The 24,437-nt window shown below is 43.3% G+C and carries 22 protein-coding genes; 10 read left to right on the top strand and 12 right to left on the bottom strand.

The window, feature by feature from the left end; genetic code table 11:
* Window positions 1-82 precede the first annotated feature (82 nt).
* Window positions 83-2,125, top strand: a complete 2,043-nt coding sequence (locus DWX84_RS19455) for a M13 family metallopeptidase (protein WP_048928262.1) — start codon at window positions 83-85, stop codon at window positions 2,123-2,125.
* Between the two features lie 146 nt (window positions 2,126-2,271).
* On the top strand, window positions 2,272-3,864 hold the full coding sequence (locus DWX84_RS19460; protein ID WP_048928263.1) for an alpha-galactosidase: 1,593 nt from the start codon (window positions 2,272-2,274) through the stop codon (window positions 3,862-3,864).
* A 3-nt stretch (window positions 3,865-3,867) separates the two neighbouring features.
* Here DWX84_RS19460 and DWX84_RS19465 read toward each other — a convergent pair whose 3' ends face one another.
* Complete coding sequence (locus DWX84_RS19465) at window positions 3,868-4,737, bottom strand: AraC family transcriptional regulator (RefSeq protein WP_008778253.1); 870 nt, start codon at window positions 4,735-4,737, stop codon at window positions 3,868-3,870.
* A 195-nt stretch (window positions 4,738-4,932) separates the two neighbouring features.
* Here DWX84_RS19465 and DWX84_RS19470 point away from each other — a divergent pair, with 195 nt between their 5' ends.
* Window positions 4,933-5,154 carry a winged helix-turn-helix domain-containing protein gene (locus DWX84_RS19470; protein WP_005855817.1) on the top strand — a complete coding sequence of 74 codons (222 nt, stop codon included), beginning with the start codon at window positions 4,933-4,935 and terminating at the stop codon, window positions 5,152-5,154.
* 275 nt (window positions 5,155-5,429) lie between these two features.
* Here DWX84_RS19470 and DWX84_RS19475 read toward each other — a convergent pair whose 3' ends face one another.
* The 3 genes from DWX84_RS19475 to DWX84_RS19485 are packed head-to-tail and all read right to left on the bottom strand — an operon-like array spanning window position 5,430 to window position 11,105.
* On the bottom strand, window positions 5,430-6,539 hold the full coding sequence (locus DWX84_RS19475; protein WP_005855818.1) for a SusE domain-containing protein: 1,110 nt from the start codon (window positions 6,537-6,539) through the stop codon (window positions 5,430-5,432).
* A gap of 28 nt (window positions 6,540-6,567) precedes the next feature.
* The gene (locus DWX84_RS19480; RefSeq protein ID WP_005867993.1) at window positions 6,568-8,115 is read right to left on the bottom strand and encodes a RagB/SusD family nutrient uptake outer membrane protein; all 1,548 of its coding nucleotides are present in this window, start codon (window positions 8,113-8,115) and stop codon (window positions 6,568-6,570) included.
* Window positions 8,116-8,135: 20 nt separating this feature from the next.
* Window positions 8,136-11,105 carry a TonB-dependent receptor gene (locus DWX84_RS19485; protein WP_048928264.1) on the bottom strand — a complete coding sequence of 990 codons (2,970 nt, stop codon included), beginning with the start codon at window positions 11,103-11,105 and terminating at the stop codon, window positions 8,136-8,138.
* A gap of 200 nt (window positions 11,106-11,305) precedes the next feature.
* Between DWX84_RS19485 and DWX84_RS19490 the strand changes: the two genes are divergently transcribed.
* Together DWX84_RS19490 and DWX84_RS19495 are read left to right on the top strand one after the other, a co-directional pair.
* Entirely contained in the window at window positions 11,306-12,319 is a 1,014-nt protein-coding gene (locus DWX84_RS19490) for a LacI family DNA-binding transcriptional regulator (protein ID WP_005855821.1), read from the top strand.
* Between the two features lie 127 nt (window positions 12,320-12,446).
* Entirely contained in the window at window positions 12,447-13,811 is a 1,365-nt protein-coding gene (locus DWX84_RS19495; protein WP_005867995.1) for an MFS transporter, read from the top strand.
* Between the two features lie 146 nt (window positions 13,812-13,957).
* On the opposite strand, the gene DWX84_RS19500 is transcribed toward DWX84_RS19495, so the two are convergent.
* Window positions 13,958-14,152: a hypothetical protein gene (locus tag DWX84_RS19500; protein WP_005855829.1), complete on the bottom strand. Its 195-nt coding sequence runs from the start codon at window positions 14,150-14,152 to the stop codon at window positions 13,958-13,960.
* 393 nt (window positions 14,153-14,545) lie between these two features.
* Window positions 14,546-14,947 carry a hypothetical protein gene (locus tag DWX84_RS19510; protein WP_005867997.1) on the bottom strand — a complete coding sequence of 134 codons (402 nt, stop codon included), beginning with the start codon at window positions 14,945-14,947 and terminating at the stop codon, window positions 14,546-14,548.
* A gap of 93 nt (window positions 14,948-15,040) precedes the next feature.
* Here DWX84_RS19510 and DWX84_RS19515 point away from each other — a divergent pair, with 93 nt between their 5' ends.
* Window positions 15,041-15,931, top strand: coding sequence for a 1,4-dihydroxy-2-naphthoate polyprenyltransferase (locus tag DWX84_RS19515; protein ID WP_008780291.1), 891 nt, complete (start codon window positions 15,041-15,043; stop codon window positions 15,929-15,931).
* On the opposite strand, the gene DWX84_RS19520 is transcribed toward DWX84_RS19515, so the two are convergent.
* The gene (locus DWX84_RS19520) at window positions 15,917-16,849 is read right to left on the bottom strand and encodes a DMT family transporter (RefSeq protein WP_005855838.1); all 933 of its coding nucleotides are present in this window, start codon (window positions 16,847-16,849) and stop codon (window positions 15,917-15,919) included. The genes DWX84_RS19515 and DWX84_RS19520 overlap by 15 nt on opposite strands.
* Before the next feature lie 99 nt (window positions 16,850-16,948).
* Here DWX84_RS19520 and DWX84_RS19525 point away from each other — a divergent pair, with 99 nt between their 5' ends.
* Window positions 16,949-18,025, top strand: a complete 1,077-nt coding sequence (locus tag DWX84_RS19525) for a linear amide C-N hydrolase (RefSeq protein ID WP_083434147.1) — start codon at window positions 16,949-16,951, stop codon at window positions 18,023-18,025.
* A 127-nt stretch (window positions 18,026-18,152) separates the two neighbouring features.
* Here DWX84_RS19525 and DWX84_RS19530 read toward each other — a convergent pair whose 3' ends face one another.
* The 5 genes from DWX84_RS19530 to DWX84_RS19550 form a co-directional block, all read right to left on the bottom strand.
* Window positions 18,153-18,698 carry a DJ-1 family glyoxalase III gene (locus DWX84_RS19530; protein WP_048928266.1) on the bottom strand — a complete coding sequence of 182 codons (546 nt, stop codon included), beginning with the start codon at window positions 18,696-18,698 and terminating at the stop codon, window positions 18,153-18,155.
* Between the two features lie 9 nt (window positions 18,699-18,707).
* Window positions 18,708-19,562 carry an energy transducer TonB gene (locus tag DWX84_RS19535; protein WP_008771765.1) on the bottom strand — a complete coding sequence of 285 codons (855 nt, stop codon included), beginning with the start codon at window positions 19,560-19,562 and terminating at the stop codon, window positions 18,708-18,710.
* Between the two features lie 5 nt (window positions 19,563-19,567).
* On the bottom strand, window positions 19,568-19,978 hold the full coding sequence (locus tag DWX84_RS19540) for a biopolymer transporter ExbD (protein WP_005855860.1): 411 nt from the start codon (window positions 19,976-19,978) through the stop codon (window positions 19,568-19,570).
* Window positions 19,979-20,069: 91 nt separating this feature from the next.
* Window positions 20,070-20,780 carry a MotA/TolQ/ExbB proton channel family protein gene (locus DWX84_RS19545; RefSeq protein ID WP_005855862.1) on the bottom strand — a complete coding sequence of 237 codons (711 nt, stop codon included), beginning with the start codon at window positions 20,778-20,780 and terminating at the stop codon, window positions 20,070-20,072.
* A 53-nt stretch (window positions 20,781-20,833) separates the two neighbouring features.
* Entirely contained in the window at window positions 20,834-21,550 is a 717-nt protein-coding gene (locus DWX84_RS19550; protein ID WP_009017781.1) for a pyridoxine 5'-phosphate synthase, read from the bottom strand.
* 84 nt (window positions 21,551-21,634) lie between these two features.
* On the opposite strand from DWX84_RS19550, the gene DWX84_RS19555 reads away from it, so the two are divergent.
* From DWX84_RS19555 to DWX84_RS19565, 3 genes are all read left to right on the top strand, one after another.
* Entirely contained in the window at window positions 21,635-22,294 is a 660-nt protein-coding gene (locus DWX84_RS19555; protein ID WP_008771767.1) for a CBS domain-containing protein, read from the top strand.
* Between the two features lie 15 nt (window positions 22,295-22,309).
* A complete protein-coding gene (locus DWX84_RS19560; RefSeq protein WP_005855867.1) occupies window positions 22,310-23,185 on the top strand; it encodes an NAD kinase in 876 nt (291 codons plus the stop codon).
* Between the two features lie 245 nt (window positions 23,186-23,430).
* On the top strand, window positions 23,431-24,393 hold the full coding sequence (locus tag DWX84_RS19565) for a glycosyltransferase family 2 protein (RefSeq protein WP_172618156.1): 963 nt from the start codon (window positions 23,431-23,433) through the stop codon (window positions 24,391-24,393).
* Window positions 24,394-24,437: the final 44 nt, after the last annotated feature.

The raw sequence follows: 24,437 nt of genomic DNA on the forward strand, positions 1-24,437 counted from the left end.
GTTTTAAAAGAAACACGTACATGTTTTTCTTTTGTGTATTTATCGTATCTTTGTAAGGTTTTAAGGCAAAAGACTAAACAAAATGAGAAAGAGAAAAATGTTTCCGTTTTTAGCGGCTGGGATAGTCGCTTTAGCGAGTTGTAACACTCCTCAGAAAGAGGTAGTGAAGATCGCTGCTATTAATCCTGCGAATATGGATACCACGGTTGCCGCAGGCACGGATTTTTATGAATACGCTTGTGGTGGATGGATAAAGAATAATCCTTTGAAACCGGAATACGCTCGTTTCGGAACTTTCGACCAATTACTAGAGAATAACCAAGAGCAGCTCCGGGTATTGATCGAGGAACTTAGCGCTACGCCCCATGAGGCGGGCAGTGTCGCCGGGAAGATCGGCGCTTTGTATGCGATGGGATTGGATAGCACGAAGTTGAATGCCGATGGAGTGGCTCCTATCAAAGAGGAACTGGCCGCTATCAATGCGCTGGCAACGAAATCGGATGTCTCTAAGATGGTGGCTACGCTTCATAAGGAAGGCATGGCTCCGTTCTTCGCTTTGTTCGTGGGCGCTGACGAGAAGAATAGTGCCATGAATATCGTCCAGCTGTATCAGGCTGGTATCGGAATGGGCGATCGGGATTATTATTTATTGGAAGATGAAGGCTCCGCCAAGATGCGTGATGCTTACAGGGCTTATATAAATAAATTATTTACATTGGCCGGCTCAAGTCCGGAGCAAGCGGATGCGGCGGTGGATGCCGTGATGAAAATAGAGAAGGCTATCGCCGAGATCTCTTATGGCCGTGAGGATTTGCGTGACTCCCAGAAAAACTATAATAAATTGCCTTACGAGGATTTCAAGCAAATAGAATCCCCGTTGGATTGGGATGTATATTTTGAATCCATGGGATTAGCCGGGCTGAAAGAGTTGGACGCGAAGCAAATCAACTTCTATAAGGATATGAATAAGGCTTTGCGGAATACGACGGTCGATGAGCAAAAATATTATTTGGCGTTTAATTTATTGAGCGCGGCGGCTCCATACCTAAGTGATGATTTTGTAGACGCTGATTTTGAGTTCTATGGAAAGGTAATGTCCGGAAAGCAGGAACAACAACCTCGTTGGAAGCGTTCGTTGAATACGGTAAACGGTGCGTTGGGCGAGGCTGTCGGCGAGATGTATGTAGAGAAATACTTCCCGGCTTCTTCCAAGGAAAAGATGTTGACGCTGGTGGGGAATTTGCAGACTGCTTTGAGCGAGCGGATCAACGGCTTGGAATGGATGAGCGATACGACTAAGGCGAAAGCGCAAGAGAAATTGGCTGCCTTTACGGTGAAAATTGGTTATCCGGACAAATGGCGTGATTATAGTGATTTGGAGATCAAGGACGATTCTTATTGGGCGAATGTTCGCCGTTCTAACATCTTCGATATGGCCTATCAATTGGCGGACGTGGATAAGCCGGTCGATAAGTCTCGTTGGCATATGAATCCGCAGACCGTGAACGCTTATTACAATCCGACTACGAATGAGATCTGTTTCCCGGCCGCGATCCTTCAGCCTCCATTCTTTAATCCGGATGCCGACGATGCGGTGAACTATGGCGCTATCGGTGTGGTAATCGGCCATGAGATGACGCATGGATTCGATGATCAGGGACGTAACTACGATAAGGATGGTAATTTGATCGATTGGTGGACTGCCGAGGATGCTGTTCGTTTCAAGGAGCGTGCTGATAAATTGGTTGATCAATATGACCAGATTATCGTAATAGATACGCTTCATGCCAACGGACGTTTTACGTTGGGTGAGAATATCGCCGACCACGGAGGTTTGTTGGTCGCTCACCAAGCTTATTTGAATAGCTTGAAGGGCAAAGAGACTCCGGCCCCGATCGATGGCTTCACGAATGAGCAACGTTTCTTCTTGGGGTATGCGACGTTGTGGGGACAAAATATCCGTCCCGAGGAGATCCGTCGTCGTACCAAGATCGACCCGCATTCATTGGGAAAATGGCGTGTGAACGCTGCCTTGCGTAATATCGCCCCGTTCTATGCCGCTTTTGACATTAAAGAGGGCGATCCGATGTTTATGGCTCCGGCTGATCGGGTGGTTATCTGGTAATCCAAATACAGAGTTTATATAAATGAGGGAAGTATGTCACGTCAAAAAGGCATACTTCCCTTTTTTCGTTTATCCCGATTTGGCGGTCTGATGCACTTTTCTTATTTTTGTTTGATTAAGAACGTTATACATGAAAATTTTATACCATGCGAAACTATATATCAATCGCCTTGCTTCTCTTGGCATCTTCTGTTTTTGCGTATGATCCTCCCACGATGGGATGGAGCTCATGGAATACCTATCGAGTGAATATCAGCGACAAACTGATAATGAAACAAGCTGATGCGATGTCGCGGAATGGCTTGAAAGAGGTTGGATATAAATATATCAATATTGATGACGGGTATTTTGGGGGACGGGATGCGAGCGGGGAGTTAATCACTCATCCGGTCCGTTTTCCGAATGGCTTGAAGCAGACGGTAGATCATATCCATGCGTTAGGGTTTAAGGCGGGTATTTATTCCGATGCGGGCCGGAATACTTGCGGCTCCTTTTGGGATAAGGATTCTTTAGGGATCAATGTCGGCTTTTATGGGCACGATCGTCAGGACGCAGACTACTTCTTTAAGGAAATAGGATTCGATTTTATTAAGATCGACTTTTGTGGCGGCGATGCCAAACAGAATTTCGATCAATTAGGTCTGGATGAGCAAGAGCGATTCACGGCGATCCATAATGCGATACTAGCTACCAGCCGTAAAGATGTGCGTATGAATGTATGTCGTTGGGATTTTCCCGGTACGTGGGTGCATGACGTTGCCTTCTCATGGCGTATCTCGCAAGATATAAATCCTAGCTGGGAGTCCGTGAAGAATATTATCCGGCAGAATCTATATTTGTCCGCTTATGCGAGCGAAGGAAAATATAATGATATGGATATGCTTGAGATCGGCCGTGGAATGAGTGAGGAAGAAGATAAAACTCATTTTGGAATGTGGTGTATCATGAGTTCCCCTTTATTGATCGGCTGTGATCTGACTACCATCTCTGAGAAATCTTTGCGGCTACTGAAAAACGAGGAACTGATAGCGTTAAATCAAGACGTACTAGGCTTGCAAGCTTATGTCGTTAAGCAAATGGATGGAGTGTATATCTTGACAAAGGATCTGGAAGAAGTGAATGGGAATACATGCGCTGTCGCCGTCTATAACTCTACGGATGAGGAACGGACTATTCATCTGGATTTTGCCGATTTCTATTTGCGGGGCGACGTGAGTGTACGGGACTTATTTGAAAGGAGAGATCTTGGAAAGTACAAGGATCGGGATTTTTCCGTAACCATACCTGCGCATGGGACACGTATTTTCCGTCTGGATGGACTGGAAAGGGGAGAACGGACGGTTTATGAGGCGGAATGTGCTTGGCTGCAAGACTATCAAGAAATAAAAAATCACAAAGCGTTTGGAACGGCGATTTATGAGGATGACGGGAATTGCTCTGGAGGTGCGAAGGTTACGGGATTAGGTAATCGTGATAGCAATTATCTGGAATGGCATAATGTATACAGTCGTGAGGGAGGTTTATACTTGATGTCCGTGGATTATCAGTGTGCGGAGAATCGAGAATTAATTTGTCAAGTTAATGGAGTTGTCGTAAAAAATGTAGAGGCTCATCCTGCGCATGAGGTCGCTAGCGAGCAAATAGAGATCCGTTTGAAACCCGGGATGAATCGCATACGCTTATCGAATGGAAACTCATGGATGCCCGATATCGATCGTATGGTTTTACAAAAGAAGTGATGGCTACGTGCTTGAGGGAATTTTCATTCTTCTATATTCTTGAGGTGTCATTCCCGTATGCTGCCTGAAATATTTGTTGAAAAAAGACAGGTTGTTAAAGCCTAAAGAGAAAGCGATCTCTTTTACGGTTAAGTCTGTCGATCTTAATTGTGCCTTGGCATCCATCGTGATAATGGAGGAAATGATTTCCAAGGGAGTAAGTCCGATCGCTTTCTTAATAGTCGTGCAGAAATGAGGTAACGACAAATTTAATTGAGCGGCGTAAAAAGAAACGCTGTGCTCGGTGGTATAATGCTCTACGACAAGTTGGATAAACTTACGGTAAATCTCATTGGTGCGCGTACGGATTCCATTTGTCCAATGGCTATGATTTTTATATAACTCAGCCGTTCCTTGCATGAATATCGTGAGATAAGCGATGACTAGGTTTTTATTTACCATAGAATAAGACGGGGATAAGGATTGCGCACGTATCAATAAACGGTATCCGTCAATATATAATTGAGCTACAGATTCTTCCAGCGGCATGATCGGATGTTCCGTGATAACGGGAAGAAAGCTCATGGTTGATTTAATAAAATTGATGTTTGTCATAAACTCCGAAGAGAATCCGGCGAAATAGAAACGAGCGTCGTCCGATATTTCATGGAACTGGATAAAATTGCTGGGCACTAAGGTCACGAAATCATATTTGTTAATCGTATACTTCGCTAGATTGATAGAAGCCTGCACGGAACCTTCTACACAAAGGAGAAACAAACCTGCCTTTATCTTATGAGGCAGCTTGCTGTATTTGTTTAGCGTCTCTTTTGTGATACGATCTCCGACGATAAAATCGTTCGTGATATCGAATGTGAGCATTTCCTTTTCCATATCTAATCGGTAATTCGTCTCAAATATAGGAATTAATAAATACTTATTATTCAAGATAATAAAAATAGAACATAGAAACGAAAGAATGGATATTGATTCCCTAAAATTTAAGGGCGAACTTTACAAATGACTACTAATCGTAGGAAAGAGGAAACAAAAAGAATATAGTTCGTTTACTAGAAAAGTATTTTGATTATGGAAAAAGGAAGAATTGGACTAAACGCAGGAAAAGTGTGGCATGCGCTAAACGAGGTAAATGAAATATCTACGCAAGAGTTAAGCCGTAAATTGTCTTTAAGTATTGAGGACCTAGCCTTGGCTATTGGCTGGTTGGCTAGAGAAAACAATATTTATATCACAAGAAAGAATGGTTTGTTGTATGTCAGCAATGGCATCAAATCCAATATGTACTATTAGAAGGAAACAAAAAAAGGCTATCCATCACGGACAGCCAATCTTCATTGTTAACCTTAAATCTAATACCATGAAAAACACAGTGCAAATATAGAGGTTTTATGTTATGTAGCATAACGAATAGTTTGGAAATCTCATTTGCTTAACGTGATTTAACAAAATCATGTTCTAAAACATATCTTTTGAGACATAATTCATAAACACAAGCGTTACTTTTATCTATTACCACCTTTACTTGACTTTTAAATCAAGTAAAGGATGGTAATTTAAGTAATGCCTTATTCGGCTAGTAGAATGATATGTTTCGTTAAGTCATTAAACTTGATAAAATAGGTACCGGCGGAAACCTTTACATTATCACCTCCGTCAAATTTGGCGAATTGTCCTTGTTTATCGTTCCACAAACTATTGCTGCCACCGAAGCTTACGGCCCAGTCATGATCCGCACGTAATTTCAAACCGCCATCGGACGGAATCTCTATTTTCTCGCCGATCCAGATGTGCTTGTCGTAACTAGCCTGTTGTAAATCTAGATCACCACCCCAATCATTGAAGTCTCCAATCAGGGAGATTTGTTTGTATTCGGTTGTCGCTCCGGTATAAGGTTCGATGCTGTATTTGTTACCAGCCAAGTCTAACGTGATCGTATAATAGCCATCCTGCGTGAAGCCTTCGATATTACCGCTACCGCCGTCATTGCTTAATGCTCCGTCGCTGTCGTAACCCCATTGAATGCCCCAATCACCCGGGGTTTGAATGATCTTGAATGCGCTACCGGCTTTTACGAAACCCGTGTAAGTGAATAACATATTATTAACATCGTCGTCGGCGAATATACGCATCGATGGGTCGTTATTGTTCCATCCGTTGTCGAATATGTCACCCACGAAATAAACTTGGGTACGGGCGCCACTATATGGAGTGATCGCCATGTTTACCGTGTTCGAATAAAGTTCGGGAACACTGTCGTTAATAAATGCTTTAAGACGGAAGTCCACATTATAAGCTACGGTGGGATTAACCATTCCCAGATTGTTCATGGCATCATTCAGCTCGAATGTCTTGATCAAGACTTTTTCGCCGGAACCGGTAGTCGGCAGCGACTCGAATTTCTCGAATTCAGTTCCTCCTTCACAGACTTGTACGGTATACGTTACACCTGCCGCGAAACCGTAATCCGGTTGTTCACAGGTAAAAATATCGATGATACTACTGGCATTTTCCGGCATTAAAGTATATGAACTGTTATTCGGAGCATTGAGGGTAAAAGATATATTATTACCTTCTGAGTCCTTTAGGTCATTGATAACCGGATCTTTATCGTCCGTGCAGGCAGAAAAAGCACAGATGCCCGCAAACACGATGGATAATATATTGACTTTATTCATAATTGTTACTTATTAATAGGTTTTACGATTAATAACCCGGATTTTGTTTCAAGTTACTGTTTGCCACGAGTTGGGTCGAAGGAATCGGTAACAATGAGAAGTGACTGGAGATTGAAGTACCTCCCGCTGTCTCGCCTTTCCAATCCCAAGTATAATTGGAGGTGAACTTATTGTAGCGGATCAAATCCGTACGGCGTTGCGCCTCAAAATAGAACTCACGGGCCTTCTCATCAAGCACAAAATCCAAAGTAAGATCGGTTGCCGTAATTTCCGTGGCTTTCGCTCTTTTCCGTAGCTGGTTAATAGCGCTTAAAGCGGCTTGTTTATCGCCTCCTGCCCGTAATGTGGCTTCGGCGAAGGTCAGATTAGCCTCGGCTAAACGGAACAATGGGAAATCCATATCCGGGAACTGCTGATTCGGATCGTGACCGATTTGTCCGGATTTCGTGATATTCTTGAATTTAGTTACAGAATAACCTTCTGTAAACTCGGTCGGCTTATTGATCTCGAATGTACGGTCTGTAGTCCAGAAAGAGGCACGTGTATCAGCTGTTTTCGATAAGTCTCCATCAGAAGCGAACTTTTTCACCAATGCCATGCGGGCACGGTTACCACCCCATGCTTCTTTAGTCCCGAAATCATCTAGTGCGTTCATGTCACCACTGATAAAGCTGGCGATAAAGAACAATCCGGACCAAGAGCGAGTCTGTACGCCATCATAACAAATCGGCAGGATCATCTCGGGAGAGGTGTTGTTATCTGCAAGGAAATTATCTCCATAATTAGGAGCCAGAGAGAAACCGGCGTCCATGACTTTCTTTGCGTATTCAGCGGCGGCAGACCATTGAGGGGTACCTGTATATACTTCTGCGTTCAGATATAAGCGGGAAAGTAGCATCCATACGGCGGCTTGATCGGCTCGTCCATATACATTTGCACGGGGGGCCTTCATTTGTGGCTCGATTTCTTTCAACTCTTTCTCTATATAGGTATAGAGATTCGCCCGGGTAATCCGTTCGGGGACATAGGTACCGATACCCGTGTTCTCATCAACGAACGGGACATTGCCATATAAATCAATCAAATAATAATAATCCAAGGCACGGATAAAACGAACTTCAGCACGCTGTGTAAGACTTTCCTCGTCATCCTTGCCCTCTGTCTGTATTAAGAAGTTATTACACTGAGCGATTTGGATGTACAGACGGTTGAACATATTCAATACCACACCGTTCGAGGCGGTAAACTTAGCGAAGTTCAAGGGATATACATCCACGTCGCCAGACCAAGCGCAAATCGCCTCGTCCGTAGGAAGCTCATTTAGGTTGAATAGCATACGCATCAAACCCGACGCTCCCTCATCCGTGTCGGCGATATCTCCTTGTCCGTCGGGACCTTTATTTCCTGTGATGGCTAATCCCGCATAGATCTTGGCGAAATTGGCGTTCTGATCGAACTCTACGTTTAGGTTCGGATCGATAGGCGTAACATCGAGATCACCTAGGCAAGAGGTGAAGTTTACGCTGAAAACCAGCGATAAAGCCGGTATTATATATTTAAAGAATTTCGTATTCATATAGATATCCTGATTTAAAATTAGAAGTTAAGACTTACACCGAGTATACCTACCAATGGGCGAGGATATACGTTCTTATCGATACCGAAGGTCTTATCAGCTGCGTTCGCTACCTCCGGATCCAATCCTTTATATTTCGTGATAACAAAAGGATTCTGTACGGTTCCGTAGATGCGTCCGCCCAATACGCCGAATAATTTGTTGAAAGAGTAACCCAACGTGATATTATCGCAGCGTAAGAAGGATGCGTTTTGTACATAATAATCGGACAATACGTTCATGTTCTGGAAATTCGTATCGAAAGCGGATAGCGGACGGTTGGATAGATAGCCTTTATTGTTAATACTACCTTCACTTAATGCCGCATTGGATGAGGCTACATTATTATATACATAGTTCCCGAGGTTGGAACGAAGTGAGAAACTGAAATCCCATGCTTTCCATACCAATTTAGAAGTAAAGCCCATCGTTACATCGGCCGCCGGTTTATGGCAGAAATAACGGTCCTCGTCATTGATCACGCCATCTCCGTTGCGGTCCACGTATAATCCTTCGATCGGATTTCCCTGTTGATCATATACCTGCTCGTATACATAGAATGAGTTCGCCGGGTGATTCACGCCTTGTGCCTGTATCATGGTCCCGGTACCACCTTCTACGGTTCCTGTCAATACGATGGATGAGGCGTCATCCTGTGCGGTTAGCTTGGTAATCTCGTTGTTGTTCCAAGCGACATTAAAGCCTAGATCCCATTTCCAATCAGGGGTTGAGATCGCTTTAGCGTTGATGGAGAACTCAACACCTTGATTTCTCAAAGAACCGATATTGCTGACGATACGGTTCTTGAAGTTTGTTCCGGCAGGTACGTCGATCACATTGATCAAGTCCTTAGTTTCCCTGTAATAATAATCCAAGGATGAAGTGATACGGTTATCTAAGAATCCGAAGTCGAATCCGGCGTTCCAAGTAGTAGTCTCCTCCCATTTCAAGTTCGGGTTGTAACCGTCGGGACGGGCGATAGGAACAAATTGGTCGCCAAATTGATAGTAGGCTCCGTCTTGTCCTGCGAAATAAGTCGCCATATACGGGTAGTCTCCTTGCGAGATATCCTGTTGACCAGTAATACCATAACCCAAGCGTAGTTTTAAATCCGATACAGCGTCCACGTCTTTCATAAAGCCCTCTTCCTTGATCTTCCATCCTAAAGCCACGGAAGGGAACAATCCCCAACGGTTGTCTTTAGAGAAGCGGGAAGTGCCATCGTTACGTAAGGTAGCGGTGATAAGATAGCGATTCATGAATGAATAATTGACACGTCCGAAGAAAGAGATCAAATAACTTTCTGTCTTGAAAATATAAGAAGTCGGGTTATCTCCGTTCAAGTTATTGTATGCGTTCTCTGTGGAACGATGGAAATGTTGCCAAGAGTAACCAGCCATGATATCAAAATGATGCTTTTCATTGAAATCCTTAGCGTATTGCAAATAAAAATCCAATAGGTGATTGTATTTGTCGATTGTCTCATAACCTGTTTTGCCGTTATCCACGTAACCTAATGGAGATTCTTTCGGATAGTAAATGTCTTGCGTACCGGTAGCCATATCCATACCTAAATTCAAGTTCGCACGTAATTCGGGAAGGAAATGGAATTTATAATCAACTTGGATATTACCGACTAAGTTTTTAGAATTAGCCTCTTCTTTTTTCTGTTGAAGCATCGCTACCGGGTTTTTTGTAGCGATTGAGATAAATTCACCGGCATTTTCCCAAGCGAAATAACCTCCGTATTTACTGTTGCCGTTCATGACTGGTTGAGTCGGGTCGAATGCGATTGCCGCTCCGATAGCTCCCGTATCGGCGAAACGATTATTTGAGATCATTCCCTTGGCGTTGAAGTTAATATTTAAATGATCTTCGAAGAAACTGGGAGCTAGGTTTACAGATCCAGTATAACGTTCGAACTTAGAGGTTTTCAATATACCATTTTGGTTTGTATATCCGACGGATACACGATAAGGCATATTATTCAAGCCTCCGGATACCGTGATATTATGATCGGTTCCCACTGCTGTACGGAAGATCTCTTTCTGCCAATCCGTATTTTCTTTTCCTAATAACTTAACGGCGCTTGATTCCGCCCCAAAACGATCCGTTACGAAATTACGATATTCGTCAGCTCCCATAACATCGATTGATTTGGTCTTCGTGCTGATAGAAACGTTTCCATCGTACGTAAACCGTGGGCGGGAGCCTTTCTCACCTTTCTTAGTGGTGATAAGAATCACACCGTTAGAGGCACGCGAACCATAGATCGCTGTGGCGGATGCGTCTTTTAATACGGTGAATGTTGCGATATCGTTCGGGTTAATCGTACTCAACGGGTTGGATACCCCTTTGATACCGTCATTGTCGATCGGAAGTCCATCGATAACGATCAGCGGGTTGTTGCTGGCCGATAAGGAAGAACCACCACGGATGCGGATACTGGCTCCCGAACCCGGAGCTCCACCGTCAGTCGTGATATTTACACCGGCGATTTTACCGTTGATCATATCGGTTGCGGTGGTGGTCAAACCCCGGTTCATCTTATCTGGCTTAATGGCCGTCACGGAACCGGTAGCGTCATCTTTCTTCACCGTACCATAACCGATTACGACAATCTCGTCCAATACTTCCGTATCTTCTTGTAATACGACAATTAAATTACTTTGTCCTTGGTTGATAATGTCTTGTGATTTGTAGCCTATGTAAGAAATACCGATCGTACTTCCTTTAGGCGCCGAGAGCATAAAGTTACCGTCGAAATCGGTAACAGTTCCATTCGTAGTTCCTTTTTCAAGGATACTAGCCCCGATGATGGGTTCACCTTTCGCATCTTTCACGTTGCCTTTGATCGTGACGTCTTGTGCGAAAACATTGCAGGAGAGAAACAATCCTATCAAGATAGATAAGATTACTCTTGCGTCGCAAGAATACATTTTTTGTTTCATGCATTAGACAGTTTAAGATTAATACTCTATTATATTTATTGAATTTTAGCCATAGTATATGAATGCAAATGTATGTTTATCAAACCTCTCATGTTGTTAAAATGTTTGTCGATACCCCTATAAATTTACGCAAACGTTCTCGCAAACGTTTGCATTATATGACCTAAATACATATCTTTGATTTTATAAAAAAGAGAACCATGAAAAAGCGTCAAATCACGATAAAGGATATAGCGAAAGCCTTGCATATTTCCCCGTCAACAGTCTCTCGGTCCTTGGCTGATCATCCGGATATCAGCCAAGAAACCAAGAATATAGTGAATGCTTACGCTCGTGAACATAAATATAAGCCCAATGCCTTAGCCTTGAGTTTACGGACAAATAATACGAAAACAATCGGTGTTATTTTACCGCAGATCGTACATTATTTCTTTTCTTCTGTTTTATCCGGTATAGAAGATGAGGCGGAAAAGGGAGGGTATCGTGTTATTATTTGTCAAAGTAATGAGAATTATGAGAAAGAAGTAAAAGGTGCGCAAGCTTTATTGGAAGCACGTGTTTGCGGTGTCTTGGCTTCTGTCGCTAAAACGACGACGATCTACAATCATTTTCAAGAACTAATCGATAGCGATATACCCATGGTGTTTTTCGATCGTATATGCACGGGGATCTTGACAGACCGGGTGGTCGTTGATGATTATGCCGGGGTTTGCTCCGCTGTTGAATACTTGATTCGTAGCGGTTGCCGGCGAATCGCCTTTTTCGGATCTCCTTCTCATTTAGCGATCTCTAATAATCGTAGGATGGGATATGAGGATGCTTTGCGTAAAAATGGATTACCGGTAGATAAAGAGTTAATCAAGATTTGTGATAATTATACCGAGGCGCTTCGGTTGACCCCGGAATTATTGTCGTTACCCAATCGTCCGGATGCGTTCTTCGCCGTAAATGATGAGACTGCTATAGGGGTGCTGAATGTTGTCAAGGCCAAGGGGTTGAGGATACCCGATGAGGTTTCGATTTGTGGGTTTACGAATAATAGCTTAGCGGAAGTTAGCGATCCCCTGCTGACCTCCGTGGATCAACATGGTTATGAGTTGGGAGCTATCGCTATGCGTTTGCTGATAGAACGTTTGAATGGCGTGCGTGACGGGGATCGTATCGTGAGCAAGATTATCAAGACAAATCTGGTGGTGAGACAGTCTACCCGTTAAAAAAGTGGCTTCCGAAAACGTTTGCTTTACTTCTTTGCATGAATTTGAATAGGGACGACGTCCTGTTTCGGAATAATTCCGTATGTTTGTCACCAAACAAATAAATACCTTAAAAAACATAATTCTCATGAAAACAAAACCATTTTTGAGTTTTTGGCAAATTTGGAATCTAACTTTCGGTTTCTTGGGCATTCAATTCGGTTTCGCCCTTCAGAACGCAAATTCAAGTAGAATACTTCAAACCTATGGAGCGGATGTAGAGCAACTATCCTTATTTTGGTTAGCGGCTCCGCTGACAGGTATGATCATACAACCTATCATTGGTCATTATTCCGACCAAACTTGGTGCCGTTTAGGACGTCGGCGTCCGTTTTTTCTGGTAGGAGCTATCTTTACGACGATTGCCTTGATATTGATGCCGAATGCGGGATTGTTCTTGTCACCCGGTACAGAGACGGCTATTTTATCTCCCGTATTGATTGGTGCGGGTATGTTGATGATCATGGATGCTTCCATCAATGTAACGATGGAGCCTTTCCGTGCCTTGGTAGGGGATATGCTACCCGATGAGCAGCATACGACTGGCTTCTCGATCCAGACTTTCTTGATCGGCATCGGTGCTGTCGTTGGTTCCTTGTTGCCGAGTATTATGAATAAGGTGTTTGGTTTATCTAATACGGCGGTTGCTGGTGAGGTTGCCGATAATGTTAAATTCGCCTTTTATGCCGGTGCGGCGATTTTATTAGCGAGCGTATTATGGACAATTTTTAAGACAAAGGAATATTCCCCGGAAGAGATGGCTGAGTTTCGGCTTTCCGGTGGTGAGGTCATTGAAAAAAGGCGGGATAGCAATGGTTTTATGGAGATCATGCATGATATTTTTCATATGCCTAAAATAATGTTACAGTTAGGTTTATGCCAGTTTTTCGCTTGGTTTGCCTTGTATTCCATGTGGGTTTATTCTACGCCTGCTATCGCTGAACATGTATATGGGGCAACAGATCCTGCTTCCGCCGAATATGCGATGGCTGGCGATAAGGTAGGTGAGTTATTCAGTATCTATAATTTTGTGGCGATGTTATTCGCTTTATTATTGATCCCGATTGCCCGTCATTTAGGTCGGAAAATGACTCATGCCCTCTGTTTATGCCTAGGAGGGGCAGGGCTGGTTTCTCTCTATTTGTTGAATAGCACAGGAATGATGGTCTTTTCCATGATTGGCATCGGTATAGCGTGGGCAAGTATATTGGCGATGCCTTATGCTATTCTTTCCGATAGTCTTCCCGCTGATAAGATGGGTACTTATATGGGTATATTTAATTTCTTTATAACGATACCTCAGATCACGAATGGAATCATTCATGGATGGATTGTACGTAATGTTTATCATGGGCATGCCGTGTTCGCTTTGTTAACGGGAGGTGTTTTCTTGTTTTTCGCCGCTGCCGCAGTTAGTCTTGTCAAAGAGAAAAAGTTCAGTCGAAAAGTGTAAGGTATATAAGTCCGGTTTCCTGTTGTCAAGCGTAAAAACGCTATACCCAAGTCAAACAGCAAGTTATTATAATGTAGATAGAAAAACGTATCTCAGATAATCCCGGGTCACCCCGGGACAACAACAGGAAACCAATGGACTAACTACTAAAAGGCTTCTTCCTCTTCCTTTTGGCGTGATCCTATGACGCGAAGAACTAACATCGCTACCGTAATCACACCGAGGGATCCCATGGTTACGTTTTTAGTAACCTCATTGTCAAATGTTGTAGTTCCGACTAATACCAATACGATAAATGAAACCATCATGATTGCATCAGCCAAATCTTTATTTATTCTCATGATCTTCTTATTTTTTTAGGATTCGATAATTGTTGTATTTTATTATTCTTTTTCCAAGACTTCCTCTTCCGATGACGTCCCGGTACTACTCAGTCCTTTCATTATGCCATATAGACCAACACATAGAGTGCCCATAACTACTACTAATTTAATATAGTCGTTAGGGATGATAGAACTGCATGCGAATACACAACCTGCGATTGTTAGAAGAACATAAAGATATATACGTATTTTACCTGATTTATTAGTTGTCATAATTGTAGTTTTTAATTGTTTATAATAATGTAAATGGGCAATAACTCCCCGGAAATATTGATTTAATAAATGCAATATTCCTGCCGATAAGACATATCAATGACTTACCGAAAGATACAAATATGAAACAATTAAAAACTAAATAATGAGTTTTCGTAGGGCAAAGACATGCTCTCCCATACGACACAGAAGTGTGGATAAATTTATGATCTGATAAGTGGATATATGTTGAGATACTCTATGAAGTTGATTTACTCCTCTCAAACGCATGTCTTGAAGGGATTTCTCCATATTTTTCCATATCCGTATTTCGATAGTGTTGTTTGTCGTTTGTGAAATCCTGCGGGGAGTTAAGCAGTTGCTGCTTTTCAGCTCGTTACTTAATACTTCGAAACGACGTTGGGCATCTGCCGTGTTTTTTTCTTTCATAACGGCCTCTTTAGTCGCAGACATAACCTCATCCATACTCTTTGTTCCTTCTTCGGGAGCAAACAGCATGAAGCTAATCAACAGACCTAATATGAATAGAAAATTCTTCATGGCGCAAATATACAAGTATTTCTTTAGATAATAACAACAGTATATGTTATTTGTTTTTTATTTTTGTAGTTATTTTAAGAATAAAACAATAGAATGGAGAATAACAGATCGAGAATTCAAGCTTGGTTAGAGGCGGCACGTCCGAAAACGTTGCCGGCATCATTTAGTCCGGTATTAGTTGGGTGTGCGCTGGCTTACAGGGATGGAGTATTTAAATTGGCTCCGGCGATCCTTTGTGTTTTGGTGGCTTTACTTGCCCAGATAGCCAGTAATTTTGCCAATGATTATTTTGATTTTAAGAAGGGGGCGGATAAGGAGGACCGGTTAGGCCCGGAGCGAGCGGTGGCTTCCGGTTGGATAACTCCTAAGGCAATGCTATGGGGGACTTTTATCACGTTGGGGCTTTCTTGTCTATGTGGCTGTTTCTTGTTGTTCTTTGCCGGCTGGGAGCTCATCGGTGTAGGAATTGCTATTGCGATTTGTGTCTTGGCTTATTCAGCAGGGCCATTTCCTTTGGCTTATAACGGGCTGGGGGATGTGTGTGTCGTATTGTTTTATGGGATTATTCCGGTTTGTTTTACGTATTATGTACAAGCATTATCGTTTTCCTTATTGTCATTCTTGCTTTCGTTGTCATTGGGGCTGTTGTCCGCTAATATTTTGATCGTGAATAATTACCGGGATTATGAGCAAGATAAGGCGGCTCGTAAACGGACTACGATTGTGCTATTCGGGCGTACGTTCGGGTTGGTAACTTATTTGCTGAACGGTATATTGGCTTTTTTGATCACGCTGCCTTTATTGATGGATGCCTCACCTTGGCTTGTTTGTTTATTCGCGGCTTTTAGCGTGCTGTTTGCCGCCACATGGCTGGAGATGAAACAGTATCAAGGCCGTGAGCTTAATAGAACTTTAGGGCATACGGCACGGAATGTATTTATCTATGCCGTGTTGCTTTCAGTTGTATTGTTATTTGGTTCTTAAGATGTGCCGTGCTTTGAACAATCGCTTGGCCTCATGGAGATTTTTCTGTATGTATTTGGACAGGATAATCAATGTAACCGCTACGATAATCAGTAAGATTCCTAAAGCGAGGTGAGGGGTGAAAGGCTCTCCAAAGACTAAAACACCTACGCAGACGGCTGTCACGGGTTCTGTTGCTCCCAGTACGGAAGTTAGGGTGGAACCGATATGGTGTACGGCTTGTACCAATGTAATGTTAGATACTACGGTTGGCAAGAAGGCTAATAAGACGAGGTTAATAAAAGAGGGCAGGTCTGGAATGGGTTGGATTCCTGTTCCTGCCTGTGCTTTTATGAAAAATAAAGAGGTACTGACGATAAATACATAGAACGTAAGTTTTCGTCCCGGCATATCATGTACCCTCGATTTATTGACGGTGACGATATAGAGGGCATAAGCGACGGCGGAAAGTAATACGATGATTACGCCTAGCCCGTTTAATCGCATCTCTCCTCCATCAATGGATAGACGGGCTACTCCACAAATAGCGAGCCCAATCGCCAAGAGCGTAATCCATGATGTTTTTTCTTTAAATACAAAAAGCATGAAAAGGGTTACAAATATTGGATATGTAAAATGTAGAGTTGTCGCGATTCCTGCCGCCATAAAATTATATCCCCAAAACAGGAACATAGCCGAACCTGTATAGAAAGCGCCTAATAAAATCAATATCGGTAGGTTCCGCATCTCTGTTCTAAAAGATTCCTTTTTCGCTAGAAGCATACCCGATAAGGCGATGGCCGCGAATAAGAAACGATAGAACAATATTGAATCAAACCGCATACCCTTCTCCATAAGAGGCAATGTAAACAAAGGGATTAAACCGAATGTAACAGAAGTCGCTATTCCATAAGCGAAACCTTTTAGATTATTATTCATATTATACTTTTTGATAAAATGACCGCAAACATACAAAAAAGTCTTGAAATCTTGAAAACAACCTTCTCCTGTCGCTTGTTTTTATCAAAAATGATGTTTATGAGATATTTCTTTATTTTATTTGCGATTGCCGGCTTGCTTATTAATCCTTCCGCTGCAGAGGCTTGCACCGGTATTACCTTAAAAAGCAAGGACAGTACGACTATTGTAGCACGTACGATAGAATGGGGTGGAAGTAATTTGAACAGCCAGTATGTCGTGGTTCCAATAGGATACACCGAACGATCGTATACCCCGGATGGGGTTGATGGAATGACTTTCACGGCACGTTATGGATATGTGGGCTTGGCAGTGGAGCAAAAGGAATTTATCGCCGAAGGACTTAATGAGGTTGGGTTATCGGCTGGATTGTTTTATTTTCCAAAGTACGGTGAATATGAGAAATATAATGCCGCAGTTCGGGATAAAAGTATCTCTGATCTGCAATTAGTGTCTTGGCTGTTGGGGGAATGTTCAAATGTAGAGGAGGTGAAAGAGGCTGTTAAGAAAGTGCATGTTATCAATATAGATCCCCGTGCGTCTACCGTTCATTGGCGGTTTGCCGAGCCGTCGGGGCGTCAACTGGTTCTTGAGATTATTAAGGGTGAGCTACACTTCTATGAGAATACGTTAGGAGTTCTGACTAATTCTCCCAGTTTCGAGTGGCATCTGACGAACCTGAATAATTATGTTAATCTTTTCCCGGGTACGGCCCCCAATCAACAATTAGGAAATATCGAGTTGTCTTCATTGGGTGCGGGAAGCGGTTTCCTTGGGATTCCGGGCGACGTAACTCCACCGTCACGTTTCGTTCGTGCGGCTTTTTACCAAGCTTCGGCCCCACAACAAGAAACCGCATTGGAAACGGTCTTCCAGTGTTTCCAGATATTGAATAATTTTGATATTCCCGTAGGGATCGAATTCCCATTAGGGCAAGTACCTTGCGATATACCGAGCGCTACTCAATGGACTTCGGTTACGGATATGCGAAACCATGTGATTTATTACCGTACGATGTACAATAGCGTTATTCGGAATATAGATTTACGTTCCATTGATTTCTCCACGGTTCGTTATCGTGCGGTATCCATGGATGGGACGAAGCGACAAGCGGTTGAAACGATCAAAATAGAATAGGGCAGTGAGCTCTTTGGGGGATATCTCGTAAGTCAATAGGATAGGTGATAAAACTCAATGGAATAGGAAACATAACTCAATGGATTACGTTCCCTATTCTATTGGGTTTCGACTGATGATCTAAATCTTATAATAGTAATCCGGCCGCAACTTCCTCCGCAACCGCGTCACCTTTTAGTACAGATACTAAAGCTAGGCCAAAATTGAATACCAAGCCCGGTCCTCTACCGGTTACCACATTTCCATCTACCTCGACAGCCTCGCCTGTTACCGTGGCACCAATCAATTTCGGTTCGAACCCGGGGTAGCAAGTCGCTTTACGGCCTTTTAATAAGCCAAGACCGCCCAATACCATTGGAGCGGCGCAGATAGCGGCTACGATACCTCCTTGGCGATATTGTTGCAATAAGGCCTCCTTTACCGTCTCAGACTCGTTTAGATTGGATGCTCCGGGCATACCTCCCGGTAAGATCAAGGCGTCTATACCTGAAAAATCAGTTTCGGAAAGTAGGGCATCTGCCCTGTATTCCATATGATGGGCACCCACCACTTTACGGTCGTCTGTGATGGAGACTGTTTTCGTGTCTATACCTCCGCGACGCAAAATGTCTACGGTTCCCGTGGCTTCCATTTCCTCGAAGCCATTCGCTAAGAATACGATCGCTTTCTTCATAAGATTCAATTATTTAAATTTGTACACGTAAGTAATAGTACCACTCTGGTTATTAGCGCCGCTGATACTGTTGAACTTCGCCTTTCGAGCTGCGTCCAAAGCGCTTTTACGCATGGAGGCGTTGTCGATATTAGTTCCCCGGCCTACCTCGGCAAATATAACATTGCCTTTCGGATCTACGGTTATATTGATAACAATACGACCTTCTTCTTGGATCGTGTAAGCGGGACGAGGGAGACCTCCGGCACCAATGGAACGACCGTTCAAATTAAATGATCCGTAACCGCCTACGCCTTCATTCGCCCCGTGATCAGAGTTACCGAACGGACTTCCTTGGTTACCGGTTCCGCTTTCAGCGTCACCTTGGCTGTTACCCTCGGCGTTTCCCATACCAAAAGCTCCGGCCACCTTGTTGCTAATGGCTTGTTCCTTCTTGCGGCGTTCCTCGGCCAGACGTTTCTTCTCGGCTTCTTCCCGGCGGATACGTTCTTTCTCCTCCTCTTCTTTCCGTTTCTTCTCAGCCTCTTGTTTCTTGCGTTTCTCTTCCTCTTTCTTCTTTTTAGCGTCCTCAAGGGCTACGCTTTCCTCGATATCTTGAGTGATGAGTTCCTGCTTGGGCGTTTCCACTTGCGGCTCCGGTACGGGAGGAGGGGGAGTGGTCGTTTCCTGAGGCGGTTCTTGCCCGGTATACTTAGGCTCGAACATTCCGGCGGCGGCATCTACATTCCCGAAATTAACGAGTACACCCCCGTCTTCATCCGGTACCTCGGTTTTCAATACGGTAAACCAAAGTATCAGTAGAATGACACCGTGAAAAGCAACGGTACCGATCAAACTGTATATGTCATCCTTATTCAGTCTCATATCTGTTATTTCTGCGGACGGGTAGCAAGCACCATCTTGAATTTATTCTCGTTCGCTATATTCAGTATCTTTACAATCTCTTTGTAAGGCACGGTCTCGTCGGCATATAAGGCGACGAACATCTCCGGTTCCTTCGCGTAACTATCTTGCAAGAAAGGAGTGATCTCATCAAATGAGACCTGTACCTCTTTTTGCTTTCCAAATGCCACGTAGTAATTCAAGTTCGCGTCTATCGTTACCCTCGTAAGAGGTTTCGCCGCTGTTTGCTTTTGCGCTTGCGGCAAGGTAACCTTGATGGCGTTCGGGATTACTACGGTAGAGGTAACCATGAAGAAGATCAGCAAGAGGAATATGACGTCGGTCATAGAGGCCATGCTGAACGCTTCGTTTACCTTTGTTCTTCTTTTTAGAGCCATAATTTTTTATAATTGAAAATTGAAAATGGAGAATTGAAAATTAAATAGAGGAGAGTTGGCTCATTTTTAATTTTCAATTCTCCATTTTCAATTAATTAGCCGGTTCATTTAATAAATCCATGAATTCCATCGTACGAGCCTCCATCTTGTTCACGACGTTATCTACTTGAGATACCAGATAGTTGTACGCGAACAATGTAATAATACCAACAACCAGACCACCAACAGTTGTTACCAAGGCCTCATAGATACCACCGGATAATAGGGAGACATCAACATTGGTGCCTGCGTTTGCCATATCGAAGAAAGCACGTACCATACCGGTTACCGTCCCAAGGAAACCAAGCATGGGAGCTCCGGCGGCGGTCGTCGCGATCAAGGGGAAACCTTTTTCCAGTTTAGCGATCTCCAAATTTCCGACATTCTCGATCGCTACGAGTACATCGTTCATCGGACGGCCCAAACGGGTAATACCTTTCTCGATCATACGGGCGGAAGGCGTGTTGGTGCTCCTGCATAAATTGAGAGCCGAGTCCACTTTTCCCTCGTGAATATAGTCTTTGATACGATTCATGAACGTCTCGTCTTCTTTTCCCGCACGGCGAATGATGATCAGACGTTGAACAAAAATATAAATAGCCATCAGAGAGAGCAGTAACAATACCACCATAATCCAACCTCCCTTAAAGGCAAGGTCTATCACATTGATTTCCGCTTCCGTAGGAAGGGTTACAGCCGTTAAATCCGGCATTTGATCTGCCGCCTGAGAGCCCACGGCCTGTAGTGAAAGTAAAATACTCATCGTTTCGAATTATGAATTATAATTTATGATTTATAACTATAAACTGTCACTTGTCAACTATTCAAGCATGCCTTGTATAAAGCGATCGTCTCTTGCAAACCATGGTAGAGCGCATCACAAATCAAGGCATGGCCGATAGAAACCTCCTCCAGCCAAGGGATATTCTTGTTGAAGAAAGCCAGATTTTCTAAGTTCAAATCGTGTCCGGCATTTACGCCTAATCCTAAGTTTTTAGCTAATTGCGCGGCCTCGACAAAAGGAGCGATCGCTTTGTCACGATCTTCCGGATAAAAGGTCGCATAAGGTTCCGTATATAGCTCAATACGGTCTGTACCTGTTTTCGCCGCTAGTTCGATATTCGCCAAGTCTGTTCCGACGAAGATGGATGTACGGATTCCTTGTGAGGTAAAGGTGTCTACCAATTCGCTTAAGTAATCGAAATTGTCCTTTACGTTCCAACCTGAGTTCGACGTGATGGCATCCGGAGCGTCCGGAACCAGTGTGACTTGGGTCGGTTTTACCTTCAATACCAAGTCGATGAATTTATCACAAGGATAACCTTCTATGTTAAATTCTGTCCGGATAAGAGGTTTTAGTCCATAAACATCGCTATAGCGTATGTGTCGTTCATCCGGACGGGGATGAACCGTAATTCCTTGTGCCCCGAATAATTCACAGTCTTGCGCTACTTTCAGCACGTTTGGCATATTGCCACCTCTCGCGTTACGAATAGTAGCAACCTTGTTAATGTTTACACTTAAATTTGTCATTGTATATCGTATATCTTTTTTCTTTCATTACATTTGCACAAAAGTATCGGCAAATTTAGCAGGATTTAGGGAATTAACAGAATAATGTTGGTGAAAGATTTCATAACAAAGGAAATTCCGGTGTTAAAAAGTTTTGACACAGCGGAATATGCGTTGGCGTTAATGGAGGATTTTAAACTCAAGCATCTTCCGTTATTGAGTGATAACGCATACCAGTGTTTAGTGTCGGAAAAAGACTTATTGGCGCTGCCGGATCCTTCGGCTACGATCGGTGAGCCGGTTTTATTCGCTCCGGCGATTTCGGAAAATGGACATTTACATGAAGCGTTGGCAATGATAACCCGATATGGATTGAGCCTGTTGCCTGTGGTTTCCGTGGACGGAACTTATTTGGGGGCGATTACCCGGGATCGTTTGGTAGATGCTTTATCCGAGCTATGTAATGCGGAGGCGGCTGGAAGCGTGATCGTATTGGAAATGATGCCACAGGATTATTCATTAACGGATATCGCCCGTTTGGTAGAGGCGAATAATGCCCATGTCCTTAATTTGTTATCCCATCAAGATAAAGATACGGGCCGTCTGCTTATAACCCTTAAGATTGATTTGGAAGATGCCTCTCCCGTGATCCGTAGTTTCGAGCGTTTCAATTATACGGTGCTTTATCATTTTATGGAGAAGGGGATGGTGGATGATATGTTGCAGCAGCGGATGAATGAGTTATTACATTATATGAATATGTAAAGTAAGGAGCGTAGAATGAAAGTTGGAATATTTGGAAGTGAATATCAGATCGAGAGACAGAATCTGATTAAACGCTTGTTTGAGAAGCTTCGTGAACAAGAGGCTGATATTTATGTGGACAGCCCTTTTTATACATTCCTTACCGATGCTTTTGGTTTTGAGCCAGTGGTGAGCGGGCTATTAGTGGGTGATGAGTTTGATCTGGATATAGCGCTTAGCGTGGGAGGAGATGGTACGTTCCTTCGTACGGCGGCCCGGGTAAATAAACAGGATATTCCTATTTTAGGTATTAATACCGGACGGCTAGGCTTCCTTGCGGATGTCAGCAGTAATGAGGTTGAGGATACGCTGGATGAGATTTTTAAGAATTACTATAAGGTAGAGGAACGAACCCTCTTGCGTTTATATACGGAAGACCGTGCGTTTCGCGGATATAATTACGCCTTGAATGAGATCGCCGTGCTGAAGCGTGATAGTTCCTCGATGATTACGATTCATACATTCTTGAATGGGGAATATCTGACTTCTTATCAGGCGGATGGTTTGGTAGTGGCTACACCTACCGGTTCCACGGCCTATTCGATGAGCGTAAATGGGCCGATTATCGTCCCGCAAAGTAATAGCATTGTCTTGAGTCCGGTCGCTCCGCATTCCTTGAACGTGCGTCCGTTGGTGATTCCGGATTCAGATATAATAACGCTTCGGGTAGAGAGCCGGAATAAATATTTTCTGATCTCTTTGGATGGACGTTCGGAAATATTCCCGGCAGGTATCGAATTAAAGATGAGCAAGGCCGATTATACGACGAAAGTCATCAAACGCTATAACCATACTTTTTATCAGACGCTTCGGGAAAAATTAATGTGGGGGGCAGATGTGCGAATGAAATAATATTGTGTGCGTCCAGTCTTTGTCCAAATAGTAGCGGATAGTATTGTATTTTGTAAGCTGTTGATAAATAGACTTTTCCGTATGGATAAACTGAGCGTATCTTATGGATTTTGTCCAGTTTTTCTATTATGGGGTAAAAAATAGGGGGTATTCGATGTCCAGCTATGTCCTCTATTTGTCCAGTGCCCTTTTTTGACACACGCTTTTTAACTCTTTACTTTTGTCGGCAGATTAAATCTAGCTTAATGGAAGTATTTTCAATTATTGTTCCTGTCTACAATCGTCCGGAGGAGATAGACGATTTATTAAACAGCCTTACCCGGCAGACATATGTACATTTTGAGGTTATCGTAGTGGACGACGGTTCTTCTATACCTTGTGAGCCCATAGTCAATGCCTATAATAACCGCTTGAGGATTCGCTATTTCTATATAGAGAATTCAGGTCCAGGCTTGGCTCGCAATCAAGGGGTACGTTATGCGGAAGGAGAGATCGTGATTGTCTTGGATTCGGATTGTATCGTTCCGGCCAGCTATCTGGAACAAGTACACGAGTCCTTGATACGTTATAAGGTGGATGCCTTTGGTGGTGCCGACAGGGCGCATTCTTCTTTTTCCGCTATACAGAAAGCGGTCAATTACTCGATGACTTCTTTCTTTACGACAGGAGGGATCCGAGGAAGCCGGAGACATTTGGATACATTCTATCCTCGGAGTTTTAATATGGGAATGCGGAAAGAGGTGTATGAAGCCTTGGGTGGTTTCTCTGATATGCGTTATGGAGAGGATATAGATTTTAGTATCCGGATTTTTGCGGCAGGCTATAAATGCCGTTATTTTCCGGGCGCTTGGGTCTATCATAAGCGAAGAACAAATTTCGTCCAGTTTTTCCGGCAAGTATGGCATTCGGGGTACGCTAGGATTATCTTGTACCAGAAGTACCCGGAATCATTGAAATGGGTACATTGCCTGCCGGCCTTATTTGTGGTAGGTCTGCTGGGGGTATGTATTTCCGCTTTTTTCGTTCCAAAGGTATGGGGGCTATTGTTATTTTATATTTCGCTGATCTTTTTTGACGCTTTAGTGAGAAATAAGAACGGAATCGTTGCGTTGTTATCTATCATAGCGGCTTTTGTCCAATTGATCGGATATGGGACAGGCTTTTTGGAAGCGATTTGGAGAGAGGGAATTCTAAGAAAGAAGTATTAAGATAATAAATACTATTTATCCTCAAATCCGCAACTAAGCTCTTC

It is taken from the genome of Parabacteroides sp. AF21-43, assembly GCF_003635435.1.
Classification (GTDB): domain Bacteria; phylum Bacteroidota; class Bacteroidia; order Bacteroidales; family Tannerellaceae; genus Parabacteroides; species Parabacteroides distasonis.

Coding starts and splice junctions, on each gene's coding strand:
- DWX84_RS19530 (WP_048928266.1), bottom strand. CDS start 18,698: ATGAAGAAAGCGATCGTATTCTTAGCGAATGGCTTCGAGGAAATGGAA.
- DWX84_RS19495 (WP_005867995.1), top strand. CDS start 12,447: ATGAAAACAAAACCATTTTTGAGTTTTTGGCAAATTTGGAATCTAACT.
- DWX84_RS19460 (WP_048928263.1), top strand. CDS start 2,272: ATGCGAAACTATATATCAATCGCCTTGCTTCTCTTGGCATCTTCTGTT.
- DWX84_RS19455 (WP_048928262.1), top strand. CDS start 83: ATGAGAAAGAGAAAAATGTTTCCGTTTTTAGCGGCTGGGATAGTCGCT.
- DWX84_RS19540 (WP_005855860.1), bottom strand. CDS start 19,978: ATGGCTCTAAAAAGAAGAACAAAGGTAAACGAAGCGTTCAGCATGGCC.
- DWX84_RS19520 (WP_005855838.1), bottom strand. CDS start 16,849: ATGAATAATAATCTAAAAGGTTTCGCTTATGGAATAGCGACTTCTGTT.
- DWX84_RS19525 (WP_083434147.1), top strand. CDS start 16,949: ATGAGATATTTCTTTATTTTATTTGCGATTGCCGGCTTGCTTATTAAT.
- DWX84_RS19490 (WP_005855821.1), top strand. CDS start 11,306: ATGAAAAAGCGTCAAATCACGATAAAGGATATAGCGAAAGCCTTGCAT.
- DWX84_RS19565 (WP_172618156.1), top strand. CDS start 23,431: ATGGAAGTATTTTCAATTATTGTTCCTGTCTACAATCGTCCGGAGGAG.
- DWX84_RS19485 (WP_048928264.1), bottom strand. CDS start 11,105: ATGAAACAAAAAATGTATTCTTGCGACGCAAGAGTAATCTTATCTATC.
- DWX84_RS19510 (WP_005867997.1), bottom strand. CDS start 14,947: ATGAAGAATTTTCTATTCATATTAGGTCTGTTGATTAGCTTCATGCTG.
- DWX84_RS19515 (WP_008780291.1), top strand. CDS start 15,041: ATGGAGAATAACAGATCGAGAATTCAAGCTTGGTTAGAGGCGGCACGT.
- DWX84_RS19500 (WP_005855829.1), bottom strand. CDS start 14,152: ATGAGAATAAATAAAGATTTGGCTGATGCAATCATGATGGTTTCATTT.
- DWX84_RS19550 (WP_009017781.1), bottom strand. CDS start 21,550: ATGACAAATTTAAGTGTAAACATTAACAAGGTTGCTACTATTCGTAAC.
- DWX84_RS19545 (WP_005855862.1), bottom strand. CDS start 20,780: ATGAGTATTTTACTTTCACTACAGGCCGTGGGCTCTCAGGCGGCAGAT.
- DWX84_RS19465 (WP_008778253.1), bottom strand. CDS start 4,737: ATGGAAAAGGAAATGCTCACATTCGATATCACGAACGATTTTATCGTC.
- DWX84_RS19475 (WP_005855818.1), bottom strand. CDS start 6,539: ATGAATAAAGTCAATATATTATCCATCGTGTTTGCGGGCATCTGTGCT.
- DWX84_RS19470 (WP_005855817.1), top strand. CDS start 4,933: ATGGAAAAAGGAAGAATTGGACTAAACGCAGGAAAAGTGTGGCATGCG.
- DWX84_RS19480 (WP_005867993.1), bottom strand. CDS start 8,115: ATGAATACGAAATTCTTTAAATATATAATACCGGCTTTATCGCTGGTT.
- DWX84_RS19560 (WP_005855867.1), top strand. CDS start 22,310: ATGAAAGTTGGAATATTTGGAAGTGAATATCAGATCGAGAGACAGAAT.
- DWX84_RS19555 (WP_008771767.1), top strand. CDS start 21,635: ATGTTGGTGAAAGATTTCATAACAAAGGAAATTCCGGTGTTAAAAAGT.
- DWX84_RS19535 (WP_008771765.1), bottom strand. CDS start 19,562: ATGAGACTGAATAAGGATGACATATACAGTTTGATCGGTACCGTTGCT.